Source organism: Evansella clarkii (assembly GCF_002019695.1).
Taxonomy (GTDB): domain Bacteria; phylum Bacillota; class Bacilli; order Bacillales; family Salisediminibacteriaceae; genus Evansella; species Evansella clarkii.
Genome location: NZ_KV917376.1, coordinates 1005818 through 1025073 on the forward strand (window position 1 = coordinate 1005818; position 19256 = coordinate 1025073).

At 46.8% G+C, this 19256-nt stretch carries 12 protein-coding genes, 9 tRNA genes, 3 rRNA genes and 1 other annotated feature; all 24 genes read right to left on the reverse strand.

Going from position 1 to position 19256, the window contains the following annotated elements:
* Window positions 1-91: 91 nt before the first annotated feature.
* Window positions 92-663: a sequence feature (16S ribosomal RNA rRNA prediction is too short), on the reverse strand.
* Window positions 664-801: 138 nt separating this feature from the next.
* The 24 genes from BK582_RS04745 to BK582_RS04860 all read right to left on the reverse strand — a co-directional run bounded on the left by BK582_RS04745 (window position 802) and on the right by BK582_RS04860 (window position 19184).
* Window positions 802-877: transfer RNA gene (locus BK582_RS04745), tRNA-Ala, on the reverse strand.
* A gap of 8 nt (window positions 878-885) precedes the next feature.
* Window positions 886-962 (reverse strand) — tRNA-Pro (locus BK582_RS04750).
* A 9-nt stretch (window positions 963-971) separates the two neighbouring features.
* A tRNA-Arg gene (locus BK582_RS04755) sits at window positions 972-1048 on the reverse strand.
* Window positions 1049-1068: 20 nt separating this feature from the next.
* Window positions 1069-1157, reverse strand: a tRNA-Leu gene (locus BK582_RS04760).
* Between the two features lie 22 nt (window positions 1158-1179).
* Window positions 1180-1254, reverse strand: a tRNA-Gly gene (locus BK582_RS04765).
* A gap of 5 nt (window positions 1255-1259) precedes the next feature.
* Window positions 1260-1344: transfer RNA gene (locus tag BK582_RS04770), tRNA-Leu, on the reverse strand.
* Between the two features lie 10 nt (window positions 1345-1354).
* A tRNA-Lys gene (locus BK582_RS04775) sits at window positions 1355-1430 on the reverse strand.
* A 4-nt stretch (window positions 1431-1434) separates the two neighbouring features.
* Window positions 1435-1510: transfer RNA gene (locus tag BK582_RS04780), tRNA-Thr, on the reverse strand.
* A gap of 5 nt (window positions 1511-1515) precedes the next feature.
* A tRNA-Val gene (locus BK582_RS04785) sits at window positions 1516-1591 on the reverse strand.
* Between the two features lie 9 nt (window positions 1592-1600).
* Window positions 1601-1717: ribosomal RNA gene (gene rrf, locus BK582_RS04790) — 5S ribosomal RNA — on the reverse strand.
* A gap of 201 nt (window positions 1718-1918) precedes the next feature.
* A 23S ribosomal RNA gene (locus BK582_RS04795) occupies window positions 1919-4853 on the reverse strand.
* 377 nt (window positions 4854-5230) lie between these two features.
* Window positions 5231-6798 (reverse strand): 16S ribosomal RNA (locus tag BK582_RS04800).
* Together the 16S, 23S and 5S rRNA genes with 9 tRNA genes alongside form the textbook arrangement of a ribosomal RNA operon.
* A 432-nt stretch (window positions 6799-7230) precedes the next feature.
* Window positions 7231-8742, reverse strand: coding sequence for a lysine--tRNA ligase (gene lysS / locus BK582_RS04805; RefSeq protein ID WP_420841222.1), 1512 nt, complete (start codon window positions 8740-8742; stop codon window positions 7231-7233).
* Window positions 8743-9139: 397 nt separating this feature from the next.
* Window positions 9140-10147, reverse strand: coding sequence for a tRNA dihydrouridine synthase DusB (gene dusB, locus BK582_RS04810; RefSeq protein ID WP_078593225.1), 1008 nt, complete (start codon window positions 10145-10147; stop codon window positions 9140-9142).
* Window positions 10148-10162: 15 nt separating this feature from the next.
* Window positions 10163-10369, reverse strand: coding sequence for a helix-turn-helix domain-containing protein (locus tag BK582_RS04815; protein ID WP_078593226.1), 207 nt, complete (start codon window positions 10367-10369; stop codon window positions 10163-10165).
* Window positions 10321-10863, reverse strand: coding sequence for a 2-amino-4-hydroxy-6-hydroxymethyldihydropteridine diphosphokinase (folK, locus tag BK582_RS04820; RefSeq protein WP_078593227.1), 543 nt, complete (start codon window positions 10861-10863; stop codon window positions 10321-10323). The genes BK582_RS04815 and folK overlap by 49 nt, the downstream gene beginning before the upstream one ends.
* Window positions 10863-11228 carry a dihydroneopterin aldolase gene (folB, locus tag BK582_RS04825; protein ID WP_078593228.1) on the reverse strand — a complete coding sequence of 122 codons (366 nt, stop codon included), beginning with the start codon at window positions 11226-11228 and terminating at the stop codon, window positions 10863-10865. Before folB ends, folK begins: the two co-directional genes overlap by 1 nt.
* Window positions 11229-11291: 63 nt before the next feature.
* The gene (folP, locus tag BK582_RS04830; protein WP_078593229.1) at window positions 11292-12137 is read right to left on the reverse strand and encodes a dihydropteroate synthase; all 846 of its coding nucleotides are present in this window, start codon (window positions 12135-12137) and stop codon (window positions 11292-11294) included.
* On the reverse strand, window positions 12138-13013 hold the full coding sequence (gene pabC / locus BK582_RS04835) for an aminodeoxychorismate lyase (RefSeq protein WP_078593230.1): 876 nt from the start codon (window positions 13011-13013) through the stop codon (window positions 12138-12140).
* A complete protein-coding gene (gene pabA, locus BK582_RS04840) occupies window positions 12998-13594 on the reverse strand; it encodes an aminodeoxychorismate/anthranilate synthase component II (RefSeq protein ID WP_078593231.1) in 597 nt (198 codons plus the stop codon). The genes pabC and pabA overlap by 16 nt, the downstream gene beginning before the upstream one ends.
* Window positions 13591-15069 (reverse strand): anthranilate synthase component I family protein, encoded by a 1479-nt coding sequence (locus BK582_RS04845; protein WP_078593232.1) that lies wholly within the window; start codon window positions 15067-15069, stop codon window positions 13591-13593. The genes pabA and BK582_RS04845 overlap by 4 nt, the downstream gene beginning before the upstream one ends.
* 1332 nt (window positions 15070-16401) lie before the next feature.
* The gene (cysK, locus tag BK582_RS04850; RefSeq protein WP_078593233.1) at window positions 16402-17331 is read right to left on the reverse strand and encodes a cysteine synthase A; all 930 of its coding nucleotides are present in this window, start codon (window positions 17329-17331) and stop codon (window positions 16402-16404) included.
* A 105-nt stretch (window positions 17332-17436) separates the two neighbouring features.
* Window positions 17437-18321 (reverse strand): Hsp33 family molecular chaperone HslO, encoded by an 885-nt coding sequence (hslO, locus tag BK582_RS04855; RefSeq protein WP_078593234.1) that lies wholly within the window; start codon window positions 18319-18321, stop codon window positions 17437-17439.
* Between the two features lie 83 nt (window positions 18322-18404).
* On the reverse strand, window positions 18405-19184 hold the full coding sequence (locus BK582_RS04860; RefSeq protein WP_078593235.1) for a type III pantothenate kinase: 780 nt from the start codon (window positions 19182-19184) through the stop codon (window positions 18405-18407).
* Between the last annotated feature and the right edge of the window lie 72 nt (window positions 19185-19256).

The window sequence follows — 19256 nt, forward strand, 5'->3', positions numbered from 1 at the left end:
CCCAGTTTCCAATGACCCTCCACGGTTGAGCCGTGGGCTTTCACATCAGACTTAAGAGACCGCCTGCGCGCGCTTTACGCCCAATAATTCCGGACAACGCTTGCCCCCTACGTATTACCGCGGCTGCTGGCACGTAGTTAGCCGGGGCTTTCTGGTCAGGTACCGTCAAGGTGCCGCCCTGTTCGAACGGCACGTGTTCTTCCCTGACAACAGAACTTTACAATCCGAAGACCTTCATCGTTCACGCGGCGTTGCACCGTCAGGCTTTCGCCCATTGCGGATGATTCCCTACTGCTGCCTCCCGTAGGAGTCTGGACCGTGTCTCAGTTCCAGTGTGGCCGATCACCCTCTCAGGTCGGCTACGCATCGTCGCCTTGGTGAGCCGTTACCTCACCAACTAGCTAATGCGCCGCGGGCCCATCTTACAGTGTTAGGAACAAGTCCCAACTTTTACAGCAGAACCATGCGGTTCTTCTGATCATCCGGTATTAGCCCCGGTTTCCCGGAGTTATCCCAGTCTGTAAGGCAGGTTGCCCACGTGTTACTCACCCGTCCGCCGCTCATTCCACAGGCATCACCCCGAAGGGATCAGCCTGTTTCCTGCGCTCGACTTGCATGTATTAGGCACGCCGCCAGCGTTCGTCCTGAGCCAGGATCAAACTCTCCAATAAATTGAAACGAGTTTGATGTCTCTGACATCATTTTAATTTGAAAGATTACTCTTTCGATTGACGGGATATTTAAAATATCCCACTTCGCTTGGCTTTTTGTTTAGTTTTCAAAGGTCAAATATAAAAATAGTGGTGGAGCCTAGCGGGATCGAACCGCTGACCTCCTGCGTGCAAGGCAGGCGCTCTCCCAGCTGAGCTAAGGCCCCTCATATAATGGTCGGGAAGACAGGATTTGAACCTGCGACCCCCTGGTCCCAAACCAGGTGCTCTACCAAGCTGAGCCACTTCCCGAGGAATAAATGGCGCGCCCGAGAGGAGTCGAACCCCTAACCTCTTGATCCGTAGTCAAACGCTCTATCCAATTGAGCTACGGGCGCTTATGTTACGGTATTATATATGGTGCCGAGGGCCGGACTTGAACCGGCACGGTAGTCACCTACCGCAGGATTTTAAGTCCTGTGTGTCTGCCAATTCCACCACCCCGGCAAGCAGACTATTTAATAAAAACTGGAGCGGAAGACGGGGTTCGAACCCGCGACCCCCACCTTGGCAAGGTGGTGCTCTACCACTGAGCTACTTCCGCAGAACTGGTGCGGGTGAAGGGACTTGAACCCCCACGTCGTAAGACACTAGATCCTAAGTCTAGCGCGTCTGCCAATTCCGCCACACCCGCAATATTAAAATGGTGAGCCATGAAGGACTCGAACCTTCGACCCTCTGATTAAAAGTCAGATGCTCTACCAACTGAGCTAATGGCTCCTACTGGTGCTGGCCAGAGGACTTGAACCCCCAACCTACTGATTACAAGTCAGTTGCTCTACCAATTGAGCTAGGCCAGCAAAAATGGTGGAGGATGACGGGCTCGAACCGCCGACCCCCTGCTTGTAAGGCAGGTGCTCTCCCAACTGAGCTAATCCTCCAGTAATAATGCCCAGCGACGTCCTACTCTCACAGGGGGAGAGCCCCCAACTACCATCGGCGCTGAAGAGCTTAACTTCCGTGTTCGGCATGGGAACGGGTGTGGCCTCTTCGCTGTCGTCACTGGACTATAAAATTGAAAGGTGTCTAGCTTCAGCGCCTACTCGCTCGAGGTCACTTCGGTCCGTCAATCGAAGCTTAAATGCTTGCTTCTTCTTGCCGGCCCTCCAGTGCTTGTCGCTCGTGTTCGAGGCGCTTACGCTTTTTGTGTTGCCCTCTCAAAACTGGATAACTTTTTTCTGATTGATAATCTTGCTTAGTAAGACAAATTGGTTAAGTCCTCGATCGATTAGTATCTCTCAGCTTCACATGTCGCCATGCGTCCACACGAGACCTATCTACCTCATCTTCTCTGAGGGATCTTACTCACATAAAGTGATGGGAAATCTCATCTTGAGGGGGGCTTCATGCTTAGATGCTTTCAGCACTTATCCCTTCCACACGTAGCTACCCAGCGATGCTCCTGGCGGAACAACTGGTACACCAGCGGTGTGTCCATCCCGGTCCTCTCGTACTAAGGACAGCTCCTCTCAAATTTCCTGCGCCCGCGACGGATAGGGACCGAACTGTCTCACGACGTTCTGAACCCAGCTCGCGTACCGCTTTAATGGGCGAACAGCCCAACCCTTGGGACCTACTTCAGCCCCAGGATGCGATGAGCCGACATCGAGGTGCCAAACCTCCCCGTCGATGTGGACTCTTGGGGGAGATTAGCCTGTTATCCCCAGGGTAGCTTTTATCCGTTGAGCGACGGCCCTTCCATACGGTGCCGCCGGATCACTAAGCCCGACTTTCGTCCCTGCTCGACCTGTATGTCTCGCAGTCAAGCTCCCTTATGCCTTTGCACTCTGCGAATGATTTCCAACCATTCTGAGGGAACCTTTGGGCGCCTCCGTTACCTTTTAGGAGGCGACCGCCCCAGTCAAACTGCCCGCCTGACACTGTCCCTGAACCGGATCACGGTCCGAGGTTAGAATTTCAGTACAGCCAGGGTAGTATCCCACCAATGCCTCCACCGAAGCTGGCGCTCCGGTTTCCAAGGCTCCTACCTATCCTGTACAAGCTGTACCAAAATCCAATATCAAGCTGCAGTAAAGCTCCATGGGGTCTTTCCGTCCTGTCGCGGGTAACCTGCATCTTCACAGGTAATATAATTTCACCGGGTCTCTCGTTGAGACAGTGCCCAAATCGTTGCACCTTTCGTGCGGGTCGGAACTTACCCGACAAGGAATTTCGCTACCTTAGGACCGTTATAGTTACGGCCGCCGTTTACTGGGGCTTCAATTCAGAGCTTCTCCCTTACGGGATAACCCCTCCTCTTAACCTTCCAGCACCGGGCAGGTGTCAGCCCCTATACGTCGCCTTGCGGCTTGGCAGAGACCTGTGTTTTTGATAAACAGTCGTTTGGGCCTATTCACTGCGGCTCTCTCGGGCTTGCACCCTATCAGAGCACCCCTTCTCCCGAAGTTACGGGGTCATTTTGCCGAGTTCCTTAACGAGAGTTCTCCCGCGCGTCTTAGAATTCTCTTCCCGCCTACCTGTGTCGGTTTGCGGTACGGGCACCAGTCACCTCGCTAGAGGCTTTTCTAGGCAGTGTAGGTACAGGAACTTCGGTACTTAAATTTCCCTCGCCATCACAGCTCAGCCTTATGGCAAACGGATTTGCCTGTTTGCCAGCCTAACTGCTTGGACGCGCATATCCATCAGCGCGATTCCCTGCCTTCCTGCGTCCCCCCATTGCTCAAATGGTGACGTGGTGGTACAGGAATTTCCACCTGTTTTCCATCGCCTACGCCTTTCGGCCTCGGCTTAGGTCCCGACTAACCCTGAGCGGACGAGCCTTCCTCAGGAAACCTTAGGCTTTCGACGGAGGGGATTCTCACCCCTCTTTTCGCTACTCATACCGGCATTCTCACTTCCAAACGCTCCACATGTCCTTCCGGTCATGCTTCACAGCCCTTGGAACGCTCCCCTACCACTGTCCGTAAGGACAATCCATAGCTTCGGTGATACGTTTAGCCCCGGTACATTTTCGGCGCAGAGTCACTCGACCAGTGAGCTATTACGCACTCTTTCAATGGTGGCTGCTTCTAAGCCAACATCCTGGTTGTCTAAGCAACTCCACATCCTTCTCCACTTAACGTATACTTGGGGACCTTAGCTGATGGTCTGGGCTGTTTCCCTCTTGACTACGGATCTTAGCACTCGCAGTCTGACTCCCGAGGATAAGTGATTGGCATTCGGAGTTTGACTGAATTCGGTAATCCTGTGGGGACCCCTAGTCCAATCAGTGCTCTACCTCCAACACTCTTCCCTCGAGGCTAGCCCTAAAGCTATTTCGGGGAGAACCAGCTATCTCCGTGTTCGATTGGCATTTCACCCCTACCCACACCTCATCCCCGCACTTTTCAACGTGCGTGGGTTCGGGCCTCCATCCAGTGTTACCTGGACTTCACCCTGGACATGGGTAGATCACACGGTTTCGGGTCTACAACAACGTACTATAGCGCCCTGTTCAGACTCGCTTTCGCTGCGGCTCCGTCTCTTCAACTTAACCTCGCACGTTATCGTAACTCGCCGGTTCATTCTACAAAAGGCACGCTGTCACCCATGAACGGGCTCCAACTACTTGTAGGCACACGGTTTCAGGATCTCTTTCACTCCCCTCCCGGGGTGCTTTTCACCTTTCCCTCACGGTACTGGTTCACTATCGGTCACTAGGGAGTATTTAGCCTTGGGAGATGGTCCTCCCGGATTCCGACGGGGTTTCACGTGTCCCGCCGTACTCAGGATACACTCCGGAGGAAACAACGTTTCGGCTACAGGGCTGTTACCTTGTCCCGCGGACCTTTCCAGGTCGCTTCACCTACGCTGTTTCTTTGTAACTCCGTATGGAGTGTCCTACAACCCCAGAAGGCAAGCCTTCTGGTTTGGGCTGATTCCGTTTCGCTCGCCGCTACTCAGGAAATCGCATTTGCTTTCTCTTCCTCTGGGTACTAAGATGTTTCAGTTCCCCAGGTCTGCCTTCTCATACCCTATGTATTCAGGTATGGATACTGCCTCATTACAGGCAGTGGGTTCCCCCATTCGGAAATCTCCGGATCAAAGCTTACTTACAGCTCCCCGAAGCATATCGGTGTTCGTCCCGTCCTTCGTCGGCTCCTAGTGCCAAGGCATTCACCGTGCGCCCTTTCTAACTTAACCGTTTTTGCGGCAGATAACCGTCGGATATCTTCGTCAACTGCGCCTTCTCGTTCCTGTCGCGTATTGGTATACGCTCAGTCACTCGAAAGCTTGTTTCCTCGATCTCCTTGGTTCTCCTTGCAAAAACCTTAATAAAAGGTTTTTTACGCAATTATGGCGTCTACATTTAGCCTTATCTAAGACACTCGGTTGTACTCGTTAAAAGTTTGCACTTTTAATTAAAACAACCGGTGATCATCAATCAGTTAATCGTTATCCAGTTTTCAAAGGGCAATAATGAGACAAGTATGTCTCTAAATTGAAGGATTTATTCCTTCAAAACTGAACAAAAGCTCAAGCGAAGCTTTAAAAAGGTATGAGCCTTTTAAGCTCCTTAGAAAGGAGGTGATCCATCCCCACCTTCCGGTAGGGATACCTTGTTACGACTTCACCCCAATCACCTGTCCCACCTTCGGCGGCTGGCTCCAAAAGGTTACCTCACCGACTTCGGGTGTTACAAGCTCTCGTGGTGTGACGGGCGGTGTGTACAAGGCCCGGGAACGTATTCACCGCGGCATGCTGATCCGCGATTACTAGCAATTCCGGCTTCATGCAGGCGAGTTGCAGCCTGCAATCCGAACTGAGAGTGGCTTTATGGGATTCGCTCGGCCTCGCGGCTTTGCTGCCCTTTGTACCACCCATTGTAGCACGTGTGTAGCCCAGGTCATAAGGGGCATGATGATTTGACGTCATCCCCACCTTCCTCCGGTTTGTCACCGGCAGTCACCTTAGAGTGCCCAACTGAATGCTGGCAACTAAGGTCAAGGGTTGCGCTCGTTGCGGGACTTAACCCAACATCTCACGACACGAGCTGACGACAACCATGCACCACCTGTCACTCTGTCCCCCGAAGGGGAACGCTCTGTCTCCAGAGTTGTCAGAGGATGTCAAGACCTGGTAAGGTTCTTCGCGTTGCTTCGAATTAAACCACATGCTCCACTGCTTGTGCGGGCCCCCGTCAATTCCTTTGAGTTTCAGCCTTGCGGCCGTACTCCCCAGGCGGAGTGCTTAATGTGTTAACTGCGGCACTAAGGGTATCGAAACCCCTAACACCTAGCACTCATCGTTTACGGCGTGGACTACCAGGGTATCTAATCCTGTTTGCTCCCCACGCTTTCGCGCCTCAGCGTCAGTTATAGGCCAGAAAGTCGCCTTCGCCACTGGTGTTCCTCCACATATCTACGCATTTCACCGCTACACGTGGAATTCCACTTTCCTCTCCTACACTCAAGTCCCCCAGTTTCCAATGACCCTCCACGGTTGAGCCGTGGGCTTTCACATCAGACTTAAGAGACCGCCTGCGCGCGCTTTACGCCCAATAATTCCGGACAACGCTTGCCCCCTACGTATTACCGCGGCTGCTGGCACGTAGTTAGCCGGGGCTTTCTGGTCAGGTACCGTCAAGGTGCCGCCCTGTTCGAACGGCACGTGTTCTTCCCTGACAACAGAACTTTACAATCCGAAGACCTTCATCGTTCACGCGGCGTTGCACCGTCAGGCTTTCGCCCATTGCGGATGATTCCCTACTGCTGCCTCCCGTAGGAGTCTGGACCGTGTCTCAGTTCCAGTGTGGCCGATCACCCTCTCAGGTCGGCTACGCATCGTCGCCTTGGTGAGCCGTTACCTCACCAACTAGCTAATGCGCCGCGGGCCCATCTTACAGTGTTAGGAACAAGTCCCAACTTTTACAGCAGAACCATGCGGTTCTTCTGGTCATCCGGTATTAGCCCCGGTTTCCCGGAGTTATCCCAGTCTGTAAGGCAGGTTGCCCACGTGTTACTCACCCGTCCGCTGCTCATTCCACAGGCATCACCCCGAAGGGATCAGCCTGTTTCCTGCGCTCGACTTGCATGTATTAGGCACGCCGCCAGCGTTCGTCCTGAGCCAGGATCAAACTCTCCAATAAATTGAAACGAGTTTGATGTCTCTGACATCATTTAATTTGAAAGATTACTCTTTCGATTGACGGGATATTTAAAATATCCCACTTCGCTTGGCTTTTTGTTTAGTTTTCAAAGGTCAAAATGTTTCGCTGTCGTTTTTGGCGACTTTAATATCTTAACACCTTATCAGCCGAGAGTCAATAAATTTTTTGAAATTATTTTTTCTCGTTTTTTTCTCACTTGCTCAGTCGCTCTGTTTTCGGCGACAAGTAATAATATAACATCATCTCAACAACAGAGCAACCCTTTTTTTATATTTCCTAACTTGTAAGATATTCCACCTGTCTATCTTAATTAAACCTTGTTTTTATAATAATGAATAAATCCGCCTCTAAAACAACATATAAATAAAAGCTGCCTTCTATCATTTAAAAGGCAGCTGTATTCAAACCCCATTATTGACTTTCAGTATCTCTGTGACGCATTTGCGGGAATAACAGTACATCGCGAATAGACTGGGAATTAGTAAGCAGCATAACTAACCTGTCGATTCCAATACCGAGTCCGCCAGTTGGAGGCATTCCATACTCCAGTGACTCTACGAAGTCCTCATCCATCATATGAGCTTCATCGTCACCTTGTTCTCTCTCTACGAGCTGAGCTTCGAAACGCTCCCGCTGATCTATTGGGTCATTTAACTCAGTAAACGCATTTGCATGTTCTCTGCTTACGATAAATAACTCAAAGCGGTCTGTAAACCTCGGATCTTCTTCATTCTTTTTCGCCAATGGAGAAATTTCAAGTGGATGACCGTATACAAAAGTTGGCTGAACGAGCTTCTCTTCCACAAAATGTTCAAAAAACTCATTTACTACATGGCCGTATTTCATCGTTTCTTTTACAGGAACATTATGCTCTTTTGCCAGTGCTCTTGCTTCTTCATCAGACATTTCCGGCCAGAAATCCACTCCGGTATATTCTTTAATAGCATCTACCATATGAACTCTTTTCCATTCCGGCTCCAGGCTAATTTCCTGGTCGTTATATACAACTGTAGTAGTCCCAAGGACGTCTTTTGCGATATGAGCAATCAGGTTTTCTGTCAGTGACATGATATCCCTGTAATCTGCGTATGCCTCATAAAGCTCAATCATTGTAAATTCAGGGTTATGCCTTGTAGAGACACCTTCATTACGGAATACCCTGCCGATTTCATACACTTTCTCAAGACCGCCCACAATCAGGCGCTTTAAGTGCAGCTCAATTGCAATACGCATGTACAGCGTCATGTCCAGAGCGTTATGGTGAGTAATAAACGGACGCGCTGATGCTCCTCCAGGAATAGAGTGCATCGTTGGTGTTTCTACTTCCAGATAACCGTGATCATCGAGGTATCGGCGCATGGACTGCAGGATACGGCTCCTTAATACAAAAGTATCTTTCACTTCAGGATTAACAATTAAATCGAGGTAACGCTGGCGGTAGCGCTGTTCCACATCTTTTAATCCGTGGTATTTATCCGGCAGCGGGCGAAGGGATTTCGTTAAAATTTGAAAATCGTCCGCTTTCACAGAAAGCTCGCCTACCTTTGTTTTAAATACTGTACCGGAAATACCTACAATATCTCCAATATCAATATTATTAAAAAGGGCGTACTGGACTTCCCCAACTTTATCTTTTCGCACATATATCTGAATCTGCCCTGTCAGGTCCTGAATATGTGCAAAGCCGGCTTTCCCTTTTCCACGCTTTGTCATAATGCGCCCCGCAAGGGTAACATTCACTTCATTTTCTTCAAGTTCTTCTTTAGAAGTTTCTTCATACTGAGCTTTTAAATCTGTTGCAGTATGGGTACGCTCAAAGCGCTGGCCGAATGGATCTTTCCCCTGGTCCAGCATGTCTTTTAATTTTTCGCGGCGCACCTGCAGCTGGTCATTATATTCTACTTCCTGACTCACCCTTACCATCTCCTGTAATCAATTTTTCAAACCCTGTATTAAACCTTGTGTATGATTCCGCTCCCGGACACCTTGTTCCCCAAGGGTATACCCGAACTGAAAATCAATACTCACCCGAAACAAAGTCTTTTAAAAAAGCATTCTGGCCCCGAAAGCTTTTAACGAAAACAATCCGGACAATTTAATGTTCTATTTTAATACTTTACATTTTATCAGTAAATCAAACAAGAGCAGATATTTCATCGTATATATACAGCAATTGCTATGTAGGTTCGATTACTTATCCCGGTACCAACCCTGGCCCAGAGTACTTCTCATAATTTATGACAATAAGAAAACTGCCAGCTGTGACTGGCAGTTTCAGTATCTCAGACGTATTATAAAAAAGTTGCCTGGCATTGTCAAATTAGTTAACTGCCAGTTGTTCCTTTTCTTTTTCTGTCTCTTCCTGTTCATCCCCAAATTTATGAAGTGCTTCAGCTAAAGCATCCCGTTTTGTAGATGTGTTAATGATATCACGGATTCCGGCAGCACCTTTCATGCCTTTAATGTACCAGGCTGCATGCTTTCGCATTTCACGGACAGCTACTGCTTCCCCTTTTATGGCAATAAGGCGATCCATATGCAGAATACAAACATCGATTTTTTCCCGGAAAGAAGGTTCCGGTTTATTTTCGCCCGTTTCCAGATAATGAATCGTACGGTACAGCATCCATGGGTTCCCTAAAGCTGCACGGCCAATCATCACCCCGTCGACTCCGGTAGTGTCCAGCATGCGCTTCGCGTCTTCCGGTGTTTTTACATCTCCATTGCCGATAACAGGGATATTCACAGCATCTTTTACATCTTTAATAATATCCCAGCGCGCTTCACCTTCGTACATCTGGTAACGCGTTCTGCCGTGTACAGCAACAGCGCTTCCCCCTGCCCGCTCAACCGCTTTTGCATTTTCAACCGCGTAAATATGGTCTTCGTCCCAGCCGATTCTCATTTTTACTGTAACTGGTTTATCGACAGCGTCCACTGCATATGAAACCATTTCGTATATTTTTTCCGGGTTAAGCAGCCATTTGGCTCCCGCATCACAGCTAGTGATTTTTGGCACCGGACAACCCATATTAATATCAATGATGTCGGCGTTGGTCTGCTTATCCACTATTTTCGCAGCCTCAACAAGCGTTTCAGGCGTTCCTCCGAAAATCTGCAGGCTTAATGGTTTTTCCCGTTCATCAACATAGAGCATCTGCAAGGAGCGTTTATTTTGATTTAAAATCGCTTTGTCACTTACCATTTCCGCGCAGACGAGCCCAGTGCCGAATTCCTTGGCAATCAACCGGAAAGCAGGATTACAGACACCTGCCATCGGTGCGAGTACCACCTGGTTCTTTATTGTTGTGTCGCCGATCTTTAACATTTTATCACCTCTCACTTACCTGATTGAAGTAAGCTCCTCCAGGGTCACTCCCAGAGTGTCCGTGACCTGTTCCAGCAGCTCATCTGATGGCTTCCGGTTTCCACGTTCAATTTCTCCTAATACAGACACAGATATGCCGAGAAGCTTTGCAAATTCTTCCTGTGTATAGCCTTTTAACTTTCGAAATGCCCGAATACGTCTTCCCCACAGAAGCTCTTCCATTTATGAACACCTTCTTTGCCGGTTAGTTCTTCTATATATTGTTCAATGGGTTTACCATTGCTTAATTCTATACTTGGTGCTATTTCCTGAAGCGGAATCAGCACGAATGCTCTTTCAAGCATTCTCGGATGAGGAACAGTTAGCTGTTCCAAGGTTATATTTTCTTCGTTAAACAGTAAAATGTCAAGGTCAATTGTGCGTGGGCCCCAGCGAATTTCCCTTTTTCTCCCACCGCTGTTTTCGATTTCCTGGGTCTTTTGCAGGAGACTTTCAGCAGACAGATCTGTTCTGATCTTTATCGCCATGTTTAAAAATGGTTCCTGCTCCGTATAGCCCACAGGTTCTGTTTCATAAACGGAGGAAACCTGGTCTATGGAAACAAGTTCCAGATCACCAATTCGTTTAACCGCCTGCTTCAGATGTTCCTCCCGGTCGTCTATGTTGGACCCGATGGACAAATAGGCTATATTTCGTAACTGACTGCCTGCATCCATTAATTTTCTCTTTCCCTTCGTATCTCTACTGCTACTGACTGATAATGGCCCGGGATAGGAGGGTTGGGCTTCACGACTTTCACTGTTACTGCATCCACAATTTCAAAATCAGCAAGCAGTTTAGCCCCGATCCTTTCAGTCAGAGTTTCAACCAGTTTAACCGCTTCTCCCTCCATGATCTCCTTTACCTTCTCATAGACTTCCGCATAATTTACAGTAAGGTTCAGATCATCGGTCTTGCCTGCTTCCCTGGTATCCATTTCAAGAATGACATCCGCGGTAAAACGCTGGCCTAATTTGTTCTCCTCTTCAAATACACCATGATAACCGTAAAATTCCATTCCATTAACATATATCTTATCCATCAAAACACTCCTTTTTCTGAGTAGTGTCGATTCTTTTGATGCTTTCGCCTGTTCCTCTCCGGCTTACAGTTCCGGAATCTCTTCTTTGCCAATCATAACATCCATCATTTTTACCATCCGGCTCATTTCAAGAACATCATGTATACGTATAATTCCTGCGCCTTTGCTGATACCGAAACATACTGTAGCCCCGGTCCCTTCCACCCGCTGGTCTACTGGAAGATTCAATGTTTTTGAAATAAGTGATTTTCTGGATGTTCCAAGAAGGACAGGATAGCCCATTTCTGTAATTCTCTCCATATGACGCATAACGAGAACATTATGTTCGTACGTTTTTGCAAATCCGACCCCAGGGTCAAGAACAATCCTGTTGTCCTTAACCCCTGCTTTCAGGCAGATCTCTATACTTTCTTCCAGATCCTTAACGACGTCATCCATAAAATTCTCGTAATCAATTTGCTGCCGGTTGTGCATCAGGACAATAGGCACATCAAAGTGAGCCGCGACATTTGCCATCTCCGGATCAGCTTTCGCTCCCCAGACATCATTAATGATATCTGCCCCTTGCTCAATTGCCTTTTCCGCAACCTTTGCTTTGTAAGTATCTACGGATATTGGAAGGTCCACTGCCTCCCGGACAGCTTTTAAAGGTTCCAGTATCCTTCTCAGTTCTTCTTCTTCATCAACTTTTTCGGCTCCTGGACGTGTTGATTCCCCGCCTATGTCAATGATATCCGCCCCTTGTTCCGCCATCTGCTTTGCATGTACCACTGCATTATTGACCCCGGAGTAGCGGCCGCCATCTGAAAAAGAGTCCGGAGTAACGTTCAGGATACCCATCACATACGTCTTTCTGGAAAAATCAAGTTTGTTCCCGTTCCACTCAATTACTCTTTTACTGTAATTCATTCAATCTATACCCCTTCCTGCCAGTTCTAACCTGCTCCATAGACTGGTTGTATGTTTTATATATTCTGCGCTAAACTCTTTGAAAGAACACCCGTTCGCTCCAGGGAACTTTCGGCCTTCAGCTGAACTAATTGCCGTAATTTCCTGTATGGAGTTAGAAATAAAAGCTTCCTCCGCGGTAAGAAGCGATTCCGGGGGATATAAACCTTCTTCTGTATTCATTCCTGCTTTTTCAGCAAGTCTCAGAATAAACTGTCTGGTAATACCGTTCAAAGCTCCGCTGTCCCTGGAAGGAGTATAGAGGGTGCCTTTTTTTACCCAAAAGATATTTGATACAATTCCTTCTGCTATATCTCCATTTTCCGTTAAAAAGATTCCTTCCGTCCCAGGCTGATCACCTAGCTCCCTTTTACCAAGGAGGTTGTTAAGGAAATGGTGGGACTTGAGCCTGTTCAGTCCTTCTGGTGTATTCCTCCTCGTCTGGAGGAATACAGCCTCCTTTTCCTGAGGCATCTGCTGAGGAAGGGGCTTCACAAAAACAATGGTACTGGGGGTCGTATAATTAAGGCTCGAAAGCCCAATTTCCCTTTCCCCTGCCGAGATATTCCAGCGGAAATATCCGTCTTCCAGGTTATTCAGCTCAAGCAGCTGATGGATAATTCTGCATGTATCCTCCCTTTTATACTCAGGGAGTTCTATGCCGACTTCTTTCGCTCCTTCATGCAGACGATGAAAATGGTCATCCAGTAAAAATGGATGACCATGATACGTACGGAAGGTTTCAAACAAACCGAGACCATAAAGAAACCCGTGGTCAAAAGGGGAAATAGCCGCTTCTTCCGATTTTATATAATCGCCGTTCAGGTAGAGGAACATTGAGTCTCAAACTCCTTGTAAAAATTAATAAAATTTCTAAGCAGCAGTTTGCCTGTTCCCGTCATGATCGATTCCGGGTGAAATTGCAGCCCTTCTACAGGAAGTGTCCTGTGCCTGATTGCCATAATTTCTCCTTCCTCTGTTTCTGCGGAGATATTAAAGCAGTCCGGCAGCGTCTCTCTTTTTACAATAAGTGAATGGTATCTCGTGGCAGTAAAGGGTTGTTCCACATTCGCAAACACGGTTTTCCCATCATGGTGTATTTCAGAAGTTTTGCCATGCATAAGCCGTTCCGCTCTGACAACGTCACCGCCGAAAACCTGCGCAATAGACTGGTGGCCAAGACACACGCCGAGTATTGGAATCCTGCCGGCAAAATGTTCAATCACTTCAAGACTGATTCCCGCCTCATTCGGCGTACATGGTCCTGGAGAAACCATAATAAATTTTGGATTCAATGCTTCAATTTCCTCAATGGTAATCTGGTCATTCCGCTTTACTATGAGCTCCTCGCCCATCTCTCCAAGATACTGGACGAGATTATAAGTAAACGAATCATAATTATCAATCATTAAAATCATATTTTTTCCTCCCTCGGCTCCTGCTCGCCTGACTGAAATTTCAACTCTTCTTCGCTCATCTCTTTAGCTTTCCATAATGCCTTCGCTTTCTTAAAGCACTCTTTAAACTCTGCTCCCGGGTCTGAATCAATAACGATTCCTGCCCCTGCCTGCACATGGGCATGTCCATTTTTCGCTATCATCGTGCGGATAGTGATATTCAGCTCCATATCTCCATTATATCCTATCCAGCCAGTGGATCCTGTGTAAATCCCTCTCCTGACCGGTTCCAGCTCTTCAATGATTTCCATTGTCCTTACTTTTGGCGCACCAGTAATAGTTCCTCCTGGGAAAGTCGCTTCCACAACATCAATGTTGTCATGCCCCTCCGCTTTTTTCCCTCTTACATTAGATACGATATGCATGACATGTGAATATTTTTCAATGACCATCAGCTCGTTAACTTCCACGGTACCATACTGGCACACCCTGCCTATATCATTCCGCTCCAGATCAACAAGCATAACATGCTCTGCTCGTTCCTTTTCATTATTAATAAGAGTATCGGCAAGAGCCTGATCTTCCGCTTCATTCTTCCCTCTGGACCGAGTCCCCGCTATCGGCCGTGTACTCACTTCGTCATTCTTTACTTTAACGAGCAGTTCTGGTGAGGCACTCACATACTGGAACTCCGGCGTGTGGAGATAACCCATGTATGGAGATGGGTTAATTTTTCTTAAGCAGCTGTATATGTGAAGAGGCGGGGTCTTCAGCACTCTCGTTTCTCTCACAGACAGATTAACCTGAAAAGAATCACCTGCTGCTATATATTCCTTTGTACGCTGGACAGCTTTTTTGAATGACTCTTCAGGAAAAGAGAAGGCTGGGCCAGTTTCTTCTGCCGCTGTGCTGAAAGCCTTAAAAGGGGCCCTGTTCTGAGCACTTTCCTGCGCACCGTTGGTTTTCCATTCCTTCTCCAGCTCACGCAAACTTTTTGAGGCTTTTTCCTCCTCCGTCTTTTCGCAAACTGCAATAAACCATATATCCTCATCCTTATGGTCGATAACAACAAATTGATTAAACGCCATAAAATACAAATCCGGCGTCTCCAGATCATCCTGGCTTTGTTGAGGCAGTTTCTCTATTTCTCTTACGATATCATAGCTTAACTGGCCAATGATTCCTCCCTGAAAATCAGGAAGCTGCTCATTTTTTTCCGCTTTATGCTCCTGAAGCCAGCCTCTTAAGATTTCCAGAAGTGAACCTTTTTTCGTCTCTGTCCCATTCTTAGTCTGAACAGAAAGTTTACCGTCTTTCCCATTAATTACTGCCCATGGGTGAAGTCCGATAATGGTGTACCGGCCGCCTCTTCCACTTTCCAGCAGCACATGATGGCTTTGTTTTTGAGATAAAAATATATAAGTATCAAACCAATTGGAGGTAATCTCCTTTAATGGTTTTTTAAAACCAACAGAAGCGTATTTAGTATTACCCATTTTTCAACGCACGTCCTTTACAATGGCCATCTGTTTTTCTTACCTAATTATAATCGCGAGGCTTGATGGGTGCAATGTTTCCCTATGCCGGCCGGAATAAACTTTCCTATAGGATTGTATATACGGTGTTGTAGTAGTATTGTGTGCTGCATATGCTCGTTGGACTGTGGTGTTATTTAACCTTCTCAATTCCTGAATAAGCCTCTTTCATACGTTGAGGAGCGTTGTTCAACCGATTCAATTCCTGAATCTGCCTCTTTCGTACGTTCAGTTGCGTTGTTCCACCTTCTCAATTCCTGAATCGACCTCTTTCGTACGTTCAGGAGCGTTGTTCAACCAATTCAATTCCTGAATCGACCGCTTTCGTACGTTCAGGAGCGTTGTTCAAACTTCTCAATTCCTGAATAAGCCTCTTTCATACGTTGAGGAGCGTTGTTCAACCCTCTCAATTCCTGAATCAGCCTCTTTCGTACGTTCAGGAGCGTTGTTCAACCCTCTCAATTCCTGAATCAGCCTCTTTCGTACGTTCAGGAGCGTTGTTCAACCGATTCAATTCCTGAATCGACCTCTTTCATACGTTGAGGAGCGTTGTTCAACCCTCTCAATTCCTGAATAAGCCTCTTTCATACGTTGAGGAGCGTTGTTCAACCCTCTCAATTCCTGAATCGACCTCTTTCGTACGTTCAGGAGCGTTGTTCAACCAATTCAATTCCTGAATCGACCGCTTTCGTACGTTCAGGAGCGTTGTTCAACCGATTCAATTCCTGAATCGACCTCTTTCGTACGTTCAGGAGCGTTGTTCAACCAATTCAATTCCTGAATCGACCGCTTTCGTACGTTCAGGAGCGTTGTTCAACCGATTCAATTCCTGAATCTGCCTCTTTCGTACGTTCAGTTGCGTTGTTCAACCTTCTCAATTCCTGAATCGACCGCTTTCGTACGTTCAGGAGCGTTGTTCAACCGATTCAATTCCTGAATAAGCCTCTTTCGTACGTTCAGTTGCGTTGTTCAACCTTCTCAATTCCTGAATAAGCCTCTTTCGTACGTTCAGTTGCGTTGTTCAACCTTCTCAATTCCTGAATCAGCCTCTTTCATACGTTGAGGAGCGTTGTTCAAACTTCTCAATTCCTGAGTCAGCCTCAACTTCATCCCTTGAGTGAGTGAGTCGGCAGACAGCATAATTAAATAGCTGCTTTTTCCTCTTCATGCAGTACTTCGGGGGTTTTCAGCAGAGCTCATCCACGCTCACGGCTGAAACTGGACAATTATCTTGGAAATTCATACTTTCTTATTGTATAAAAAGACCGGCAATATGCCGGCCTTAAGGTTTTTTTATTCTTCTTCAAACTGGTATAAAGGAGTACTTAAATAACGCTCGCCGTTACTAGGGATTACAGCTACTACTTTTTTTCCTTTACCTAGTTTTTTAGCGACTTCAAGTGCACTGTATATGGCGGCACCGGAAGAAATTCCTCCGAGAATACCTTCTTCCCTGGCAGCTTTCCTTGCATATTCAAACGCCTGGTCTGCTGATACAGTCATTACTTCATCATAAATTTCCGTATTAAGAATTCCCGGAACAAAGCCTGCTCCAATCCCCTGAATTTTGTGGGGTCCTGGCTTACCTCCGGATAACACCGGTGAATCTTTTGGTTCGACGGCGATTACTTTAAGATCGGGGAATTCCTTTTTCAGAACTTCACCTGCTCCTGTAATTGTTCCTCCTGTACCAATCCCTGAAACAAATGCATCGAGCTGGCCTCCTACTTGATCAAGAAGTTCCTTAGCAGTTGTCTCCCGGTGGATTTTTACATTTGCTTCATTCTCAAACTGCTGGGGCATGAAGTAGCCATTTTCTTCTCTGATTTCGTTTGCTTTACGAATTGCCCCGCCCATGCCTTCAGGACCTGGAGTCAGGACCAGTTCAGCACCGTAAGCCCTCAGAAGATTCCTTCGTTCAAGGCTCATCGTTTCCGGCATAACAAGAAGTGTTTTGTATCCTTTTGCTGCTGCAACCATTGCAAGACCTATTCCTGTGTTACCACTGGTCGGCTCAACAATAGTATCCCCTTCTTTAAGAAGTCCCTTTTCCTCGGCATCTTCAATCATGGAAATAGCTATACGGTCCTTCACACTGCTTCCCGGGTTCATAAATTCGAGTTTTAAATATACATCTGCATGCTCTTTTGTTACAAGACGCTGGAGTTTTACTAATGGTGTATCCCCAATAAGTTCAGTAATAGAATTAACAACTTTTGCCATTATTTTTTCCTCCTTTAAAACCAAGTAGGTTTGTTGGTTTTATTGTCTTTATAGTAGCAAAACCGAGTTACAGACGTCAATAATTAGATTTCCAGTTATCACCTGTTACTGCTGATCCTTCTCCTCAAGTATGGACTGCAAATCTTCTTTTGAAAAGTTATATGTTTTATTACAGAAGTGGCACGTTGTTTCTGCCCCTCCGTCTTCCTCAATCATGGAAATAATCTCAGCTTTCTCGAGACTCATAATAGCATTGCCTATTCTTTCCCTGGAACAGCGGCACTGAAAAAGCACGCCCATCTGGTCGATAACTTTAACGTTCCCGTCACCGAGAATTGTCTCCAGTATCTCCTCAGGTGTTAACCCTTCCTGCACTAGCTGGGAGATCGGCTTCATATTACCCAGGTTCTTTTCTATTTTTTCAATGGTTTCATCGGATGCGCCTGGCATAAGCTGAATAATGAACCCTCCTGCGCCTTCAACTACTTCGTCTTTGCCTACAACTACTCCAAGCCCCACAGAAGATGGCGTCTGTTCCGAAGTCGCAAAATAATAAGTAAAGTCTTCAGCAATCTCTCCTGAAACGAGAGGCACACTCCCTGTGAAATTATCTCTCATGCCAATATCCTTAACAACGGACAGGGATCCGGCAGTCCCGACAGCTTCAGAAACATTAAGTTTCCCATTCGCCTTTCTTTCCGGATCTACCTGTGCATTGGATACATACCCTCTTGCTTCACCCCTGGCATTTGCATCAATGACTATAGGGCTCGCAGGTCCGTTTCCTTCTATTTTTATCGTTATTTTCTCGTCACCTTTTAACATTGCTCCCATCATCGTACCTGCAGACAATGCTCTCCCTAATGCTGCAGTTACGGTGCGCCACGTTTCATGGCGGTTGGCAGCTTCCTGCACCATCGCAGTTGATCTGATTGCATAGGCCCGGACAGTTCCGTCATATGCAAGTGCTTTTACTAAGTAGTCTGACATTTATTACACTCTCCTTTTTCTTTCTGCACTATTTAAGGTCAATCCCTCTCGCTGGTTTAAACCTTTATTATTTGTTCATCTAATTATTTCTCCTGGATTTCTGTATTCTTCTCATATATCATCCGGAGCCCTTTTAATGTTAAAAATGGATCAACTATGTCAATAACCTCGGATTCATTGGCAATCAATTCGGCCAGGCCCCCTGTAGCTATAACTTTCGGTTCCGCCTTAGCCTGAAGTTTCATCCTCTTCACTATGCCTTCCACCTGTCCTACGTATCCATATACTATTCCTGCCTGCATAGCGTGCACTGTATTTTTGCCGATTATATTTCCTGGGTTTGTTATTTCTATCCTCGGAAGTTTGGAAGCTTTACTGTACAAAGCTTCTGTTGATATTCGGATACCAGGTGCGATCGCACCTCCAATGTATTGTTTCTTCTCATCGATAAAACAATAAGTTGTTGCTGTGCCAAAATCCACTATGATTAGCGGGCTGCCGTACAAACGGATCCCCGCTACAGCATTAACAATACGGTCTGCCCCTACTTCTCTCGGGTTTTCATACTTTATATTAAGGCCGGTTTTAATACCAGGACCGATGACCATTGGAGTCACGTTAAAGTATTTTTTGCACATTAGCTCCAGAGAATACATAATAGGAGGAACTACTGAGGAGATAATGACTCCTTCAATACATTTTAGCTGCAGTCCTTCATGAGTAAACAAATCTTTAATCAGCATGGCATACTGGTCTTCTGTATTAGAAGCATCAGTTCCTATACGCCAGTGGAATTTCAAATTATCTTTCTCATATACCCCTAAGACGATGTTTGTATTCCCCACATCCAGCACAAGTATCATTTTTACCACCATCCATGGCTGTGTAATTATTTTCAGGTAAAGAAAACTCGCCGATTGGCGAGCCTTAAAGGC

What these genes read in the sequence shown, in the direction of transcription:
- lysS (WP_420841222.1), bottom strand. Translation starts at nt 8,742, where the DNA reads ATGGTAAGGGTGAGTCAGGAAGTAGAATATAATGACCAGCTGCAGGTG.
- dusB (WP_078593225.1), bottom strand. Translation starts at nt 10,147, where the DNA reads ATGTTAAAGATCGGCGACACAACAATAAAGAACCAGGTGGTACTCGCA.
- BK582_RS04815 (WP_078593226.1), bottom strand. Translation starts at nt 10,369, where the DNA reads ATGGAAGAGCTTCTGTGGGGAAGACGTATTCGGGCATTTCGAAAGTTA.
- folK (WP_078593227.1), bottom strand. Translation starts at nt 10,863, where the DNA reads ATGGATGCAGGCAGTCAGTTACGAAATATAGCCTATTTGTCCATCGGG.
- folB (WP_078593228.1), bottom strand. Translation starts at nt 11,228, where the DNA reads ATGGATAAGATATATGTTAATGGAATGGAATTTTACGGTTATCATGGT.
- folP (WP_078593229.1), bottom strand. Translation starts at nt 12,137, where the DNA reads ATGAATTACAGTAAAAGAGTAATTGAGTGGAACGGGAACAAACTTGAT.
- pabC (WP_078593230.1), bottom strand. Translation starts at nt 13,013, where the DNA reads ATGTTCCTCTACCTGAACGGCGATTATATAAAATCGGAAGAAGCGGCT.
- pabA (WP_078593231.1), bottom strand. Translation starts at nt 13,594, where the DNA reads ATGATTTTAATGATTGATAATTATGATTCGTTTACTTATAATCTCGTC.
- BK582_RS04845 (WP_078593232.1), bottom strand. Translation starts at nt 15,069, where the DNA reads ATGGGTAATACTAAATACGCTTCTGTTGGTTTTAAAAAACCATTAAAG.
- cysK (WP_078593233.1), bottom strand. Translation starts at nt 17,331, where the DNA reads ATGGCAAAAGTTGTTAATTCTATTACTGAACTTATTGGGGATACACCA.
- hslO (WP_078593234.1), bottom strand. Translation starts at nt 18,321, where the DNA reads ATGTCAGACTACTTAGTAAAAGCACTTGCATATGACGGAACTGTCCGG.
- BK582_RS04860 (WP_078593235.1), bottom strand. Translation starts at nt 19,184, where the DNA reads ATGATACTTGTGCTGGATGTGGGGAATACAAACATCGTCTTAGGGGTA.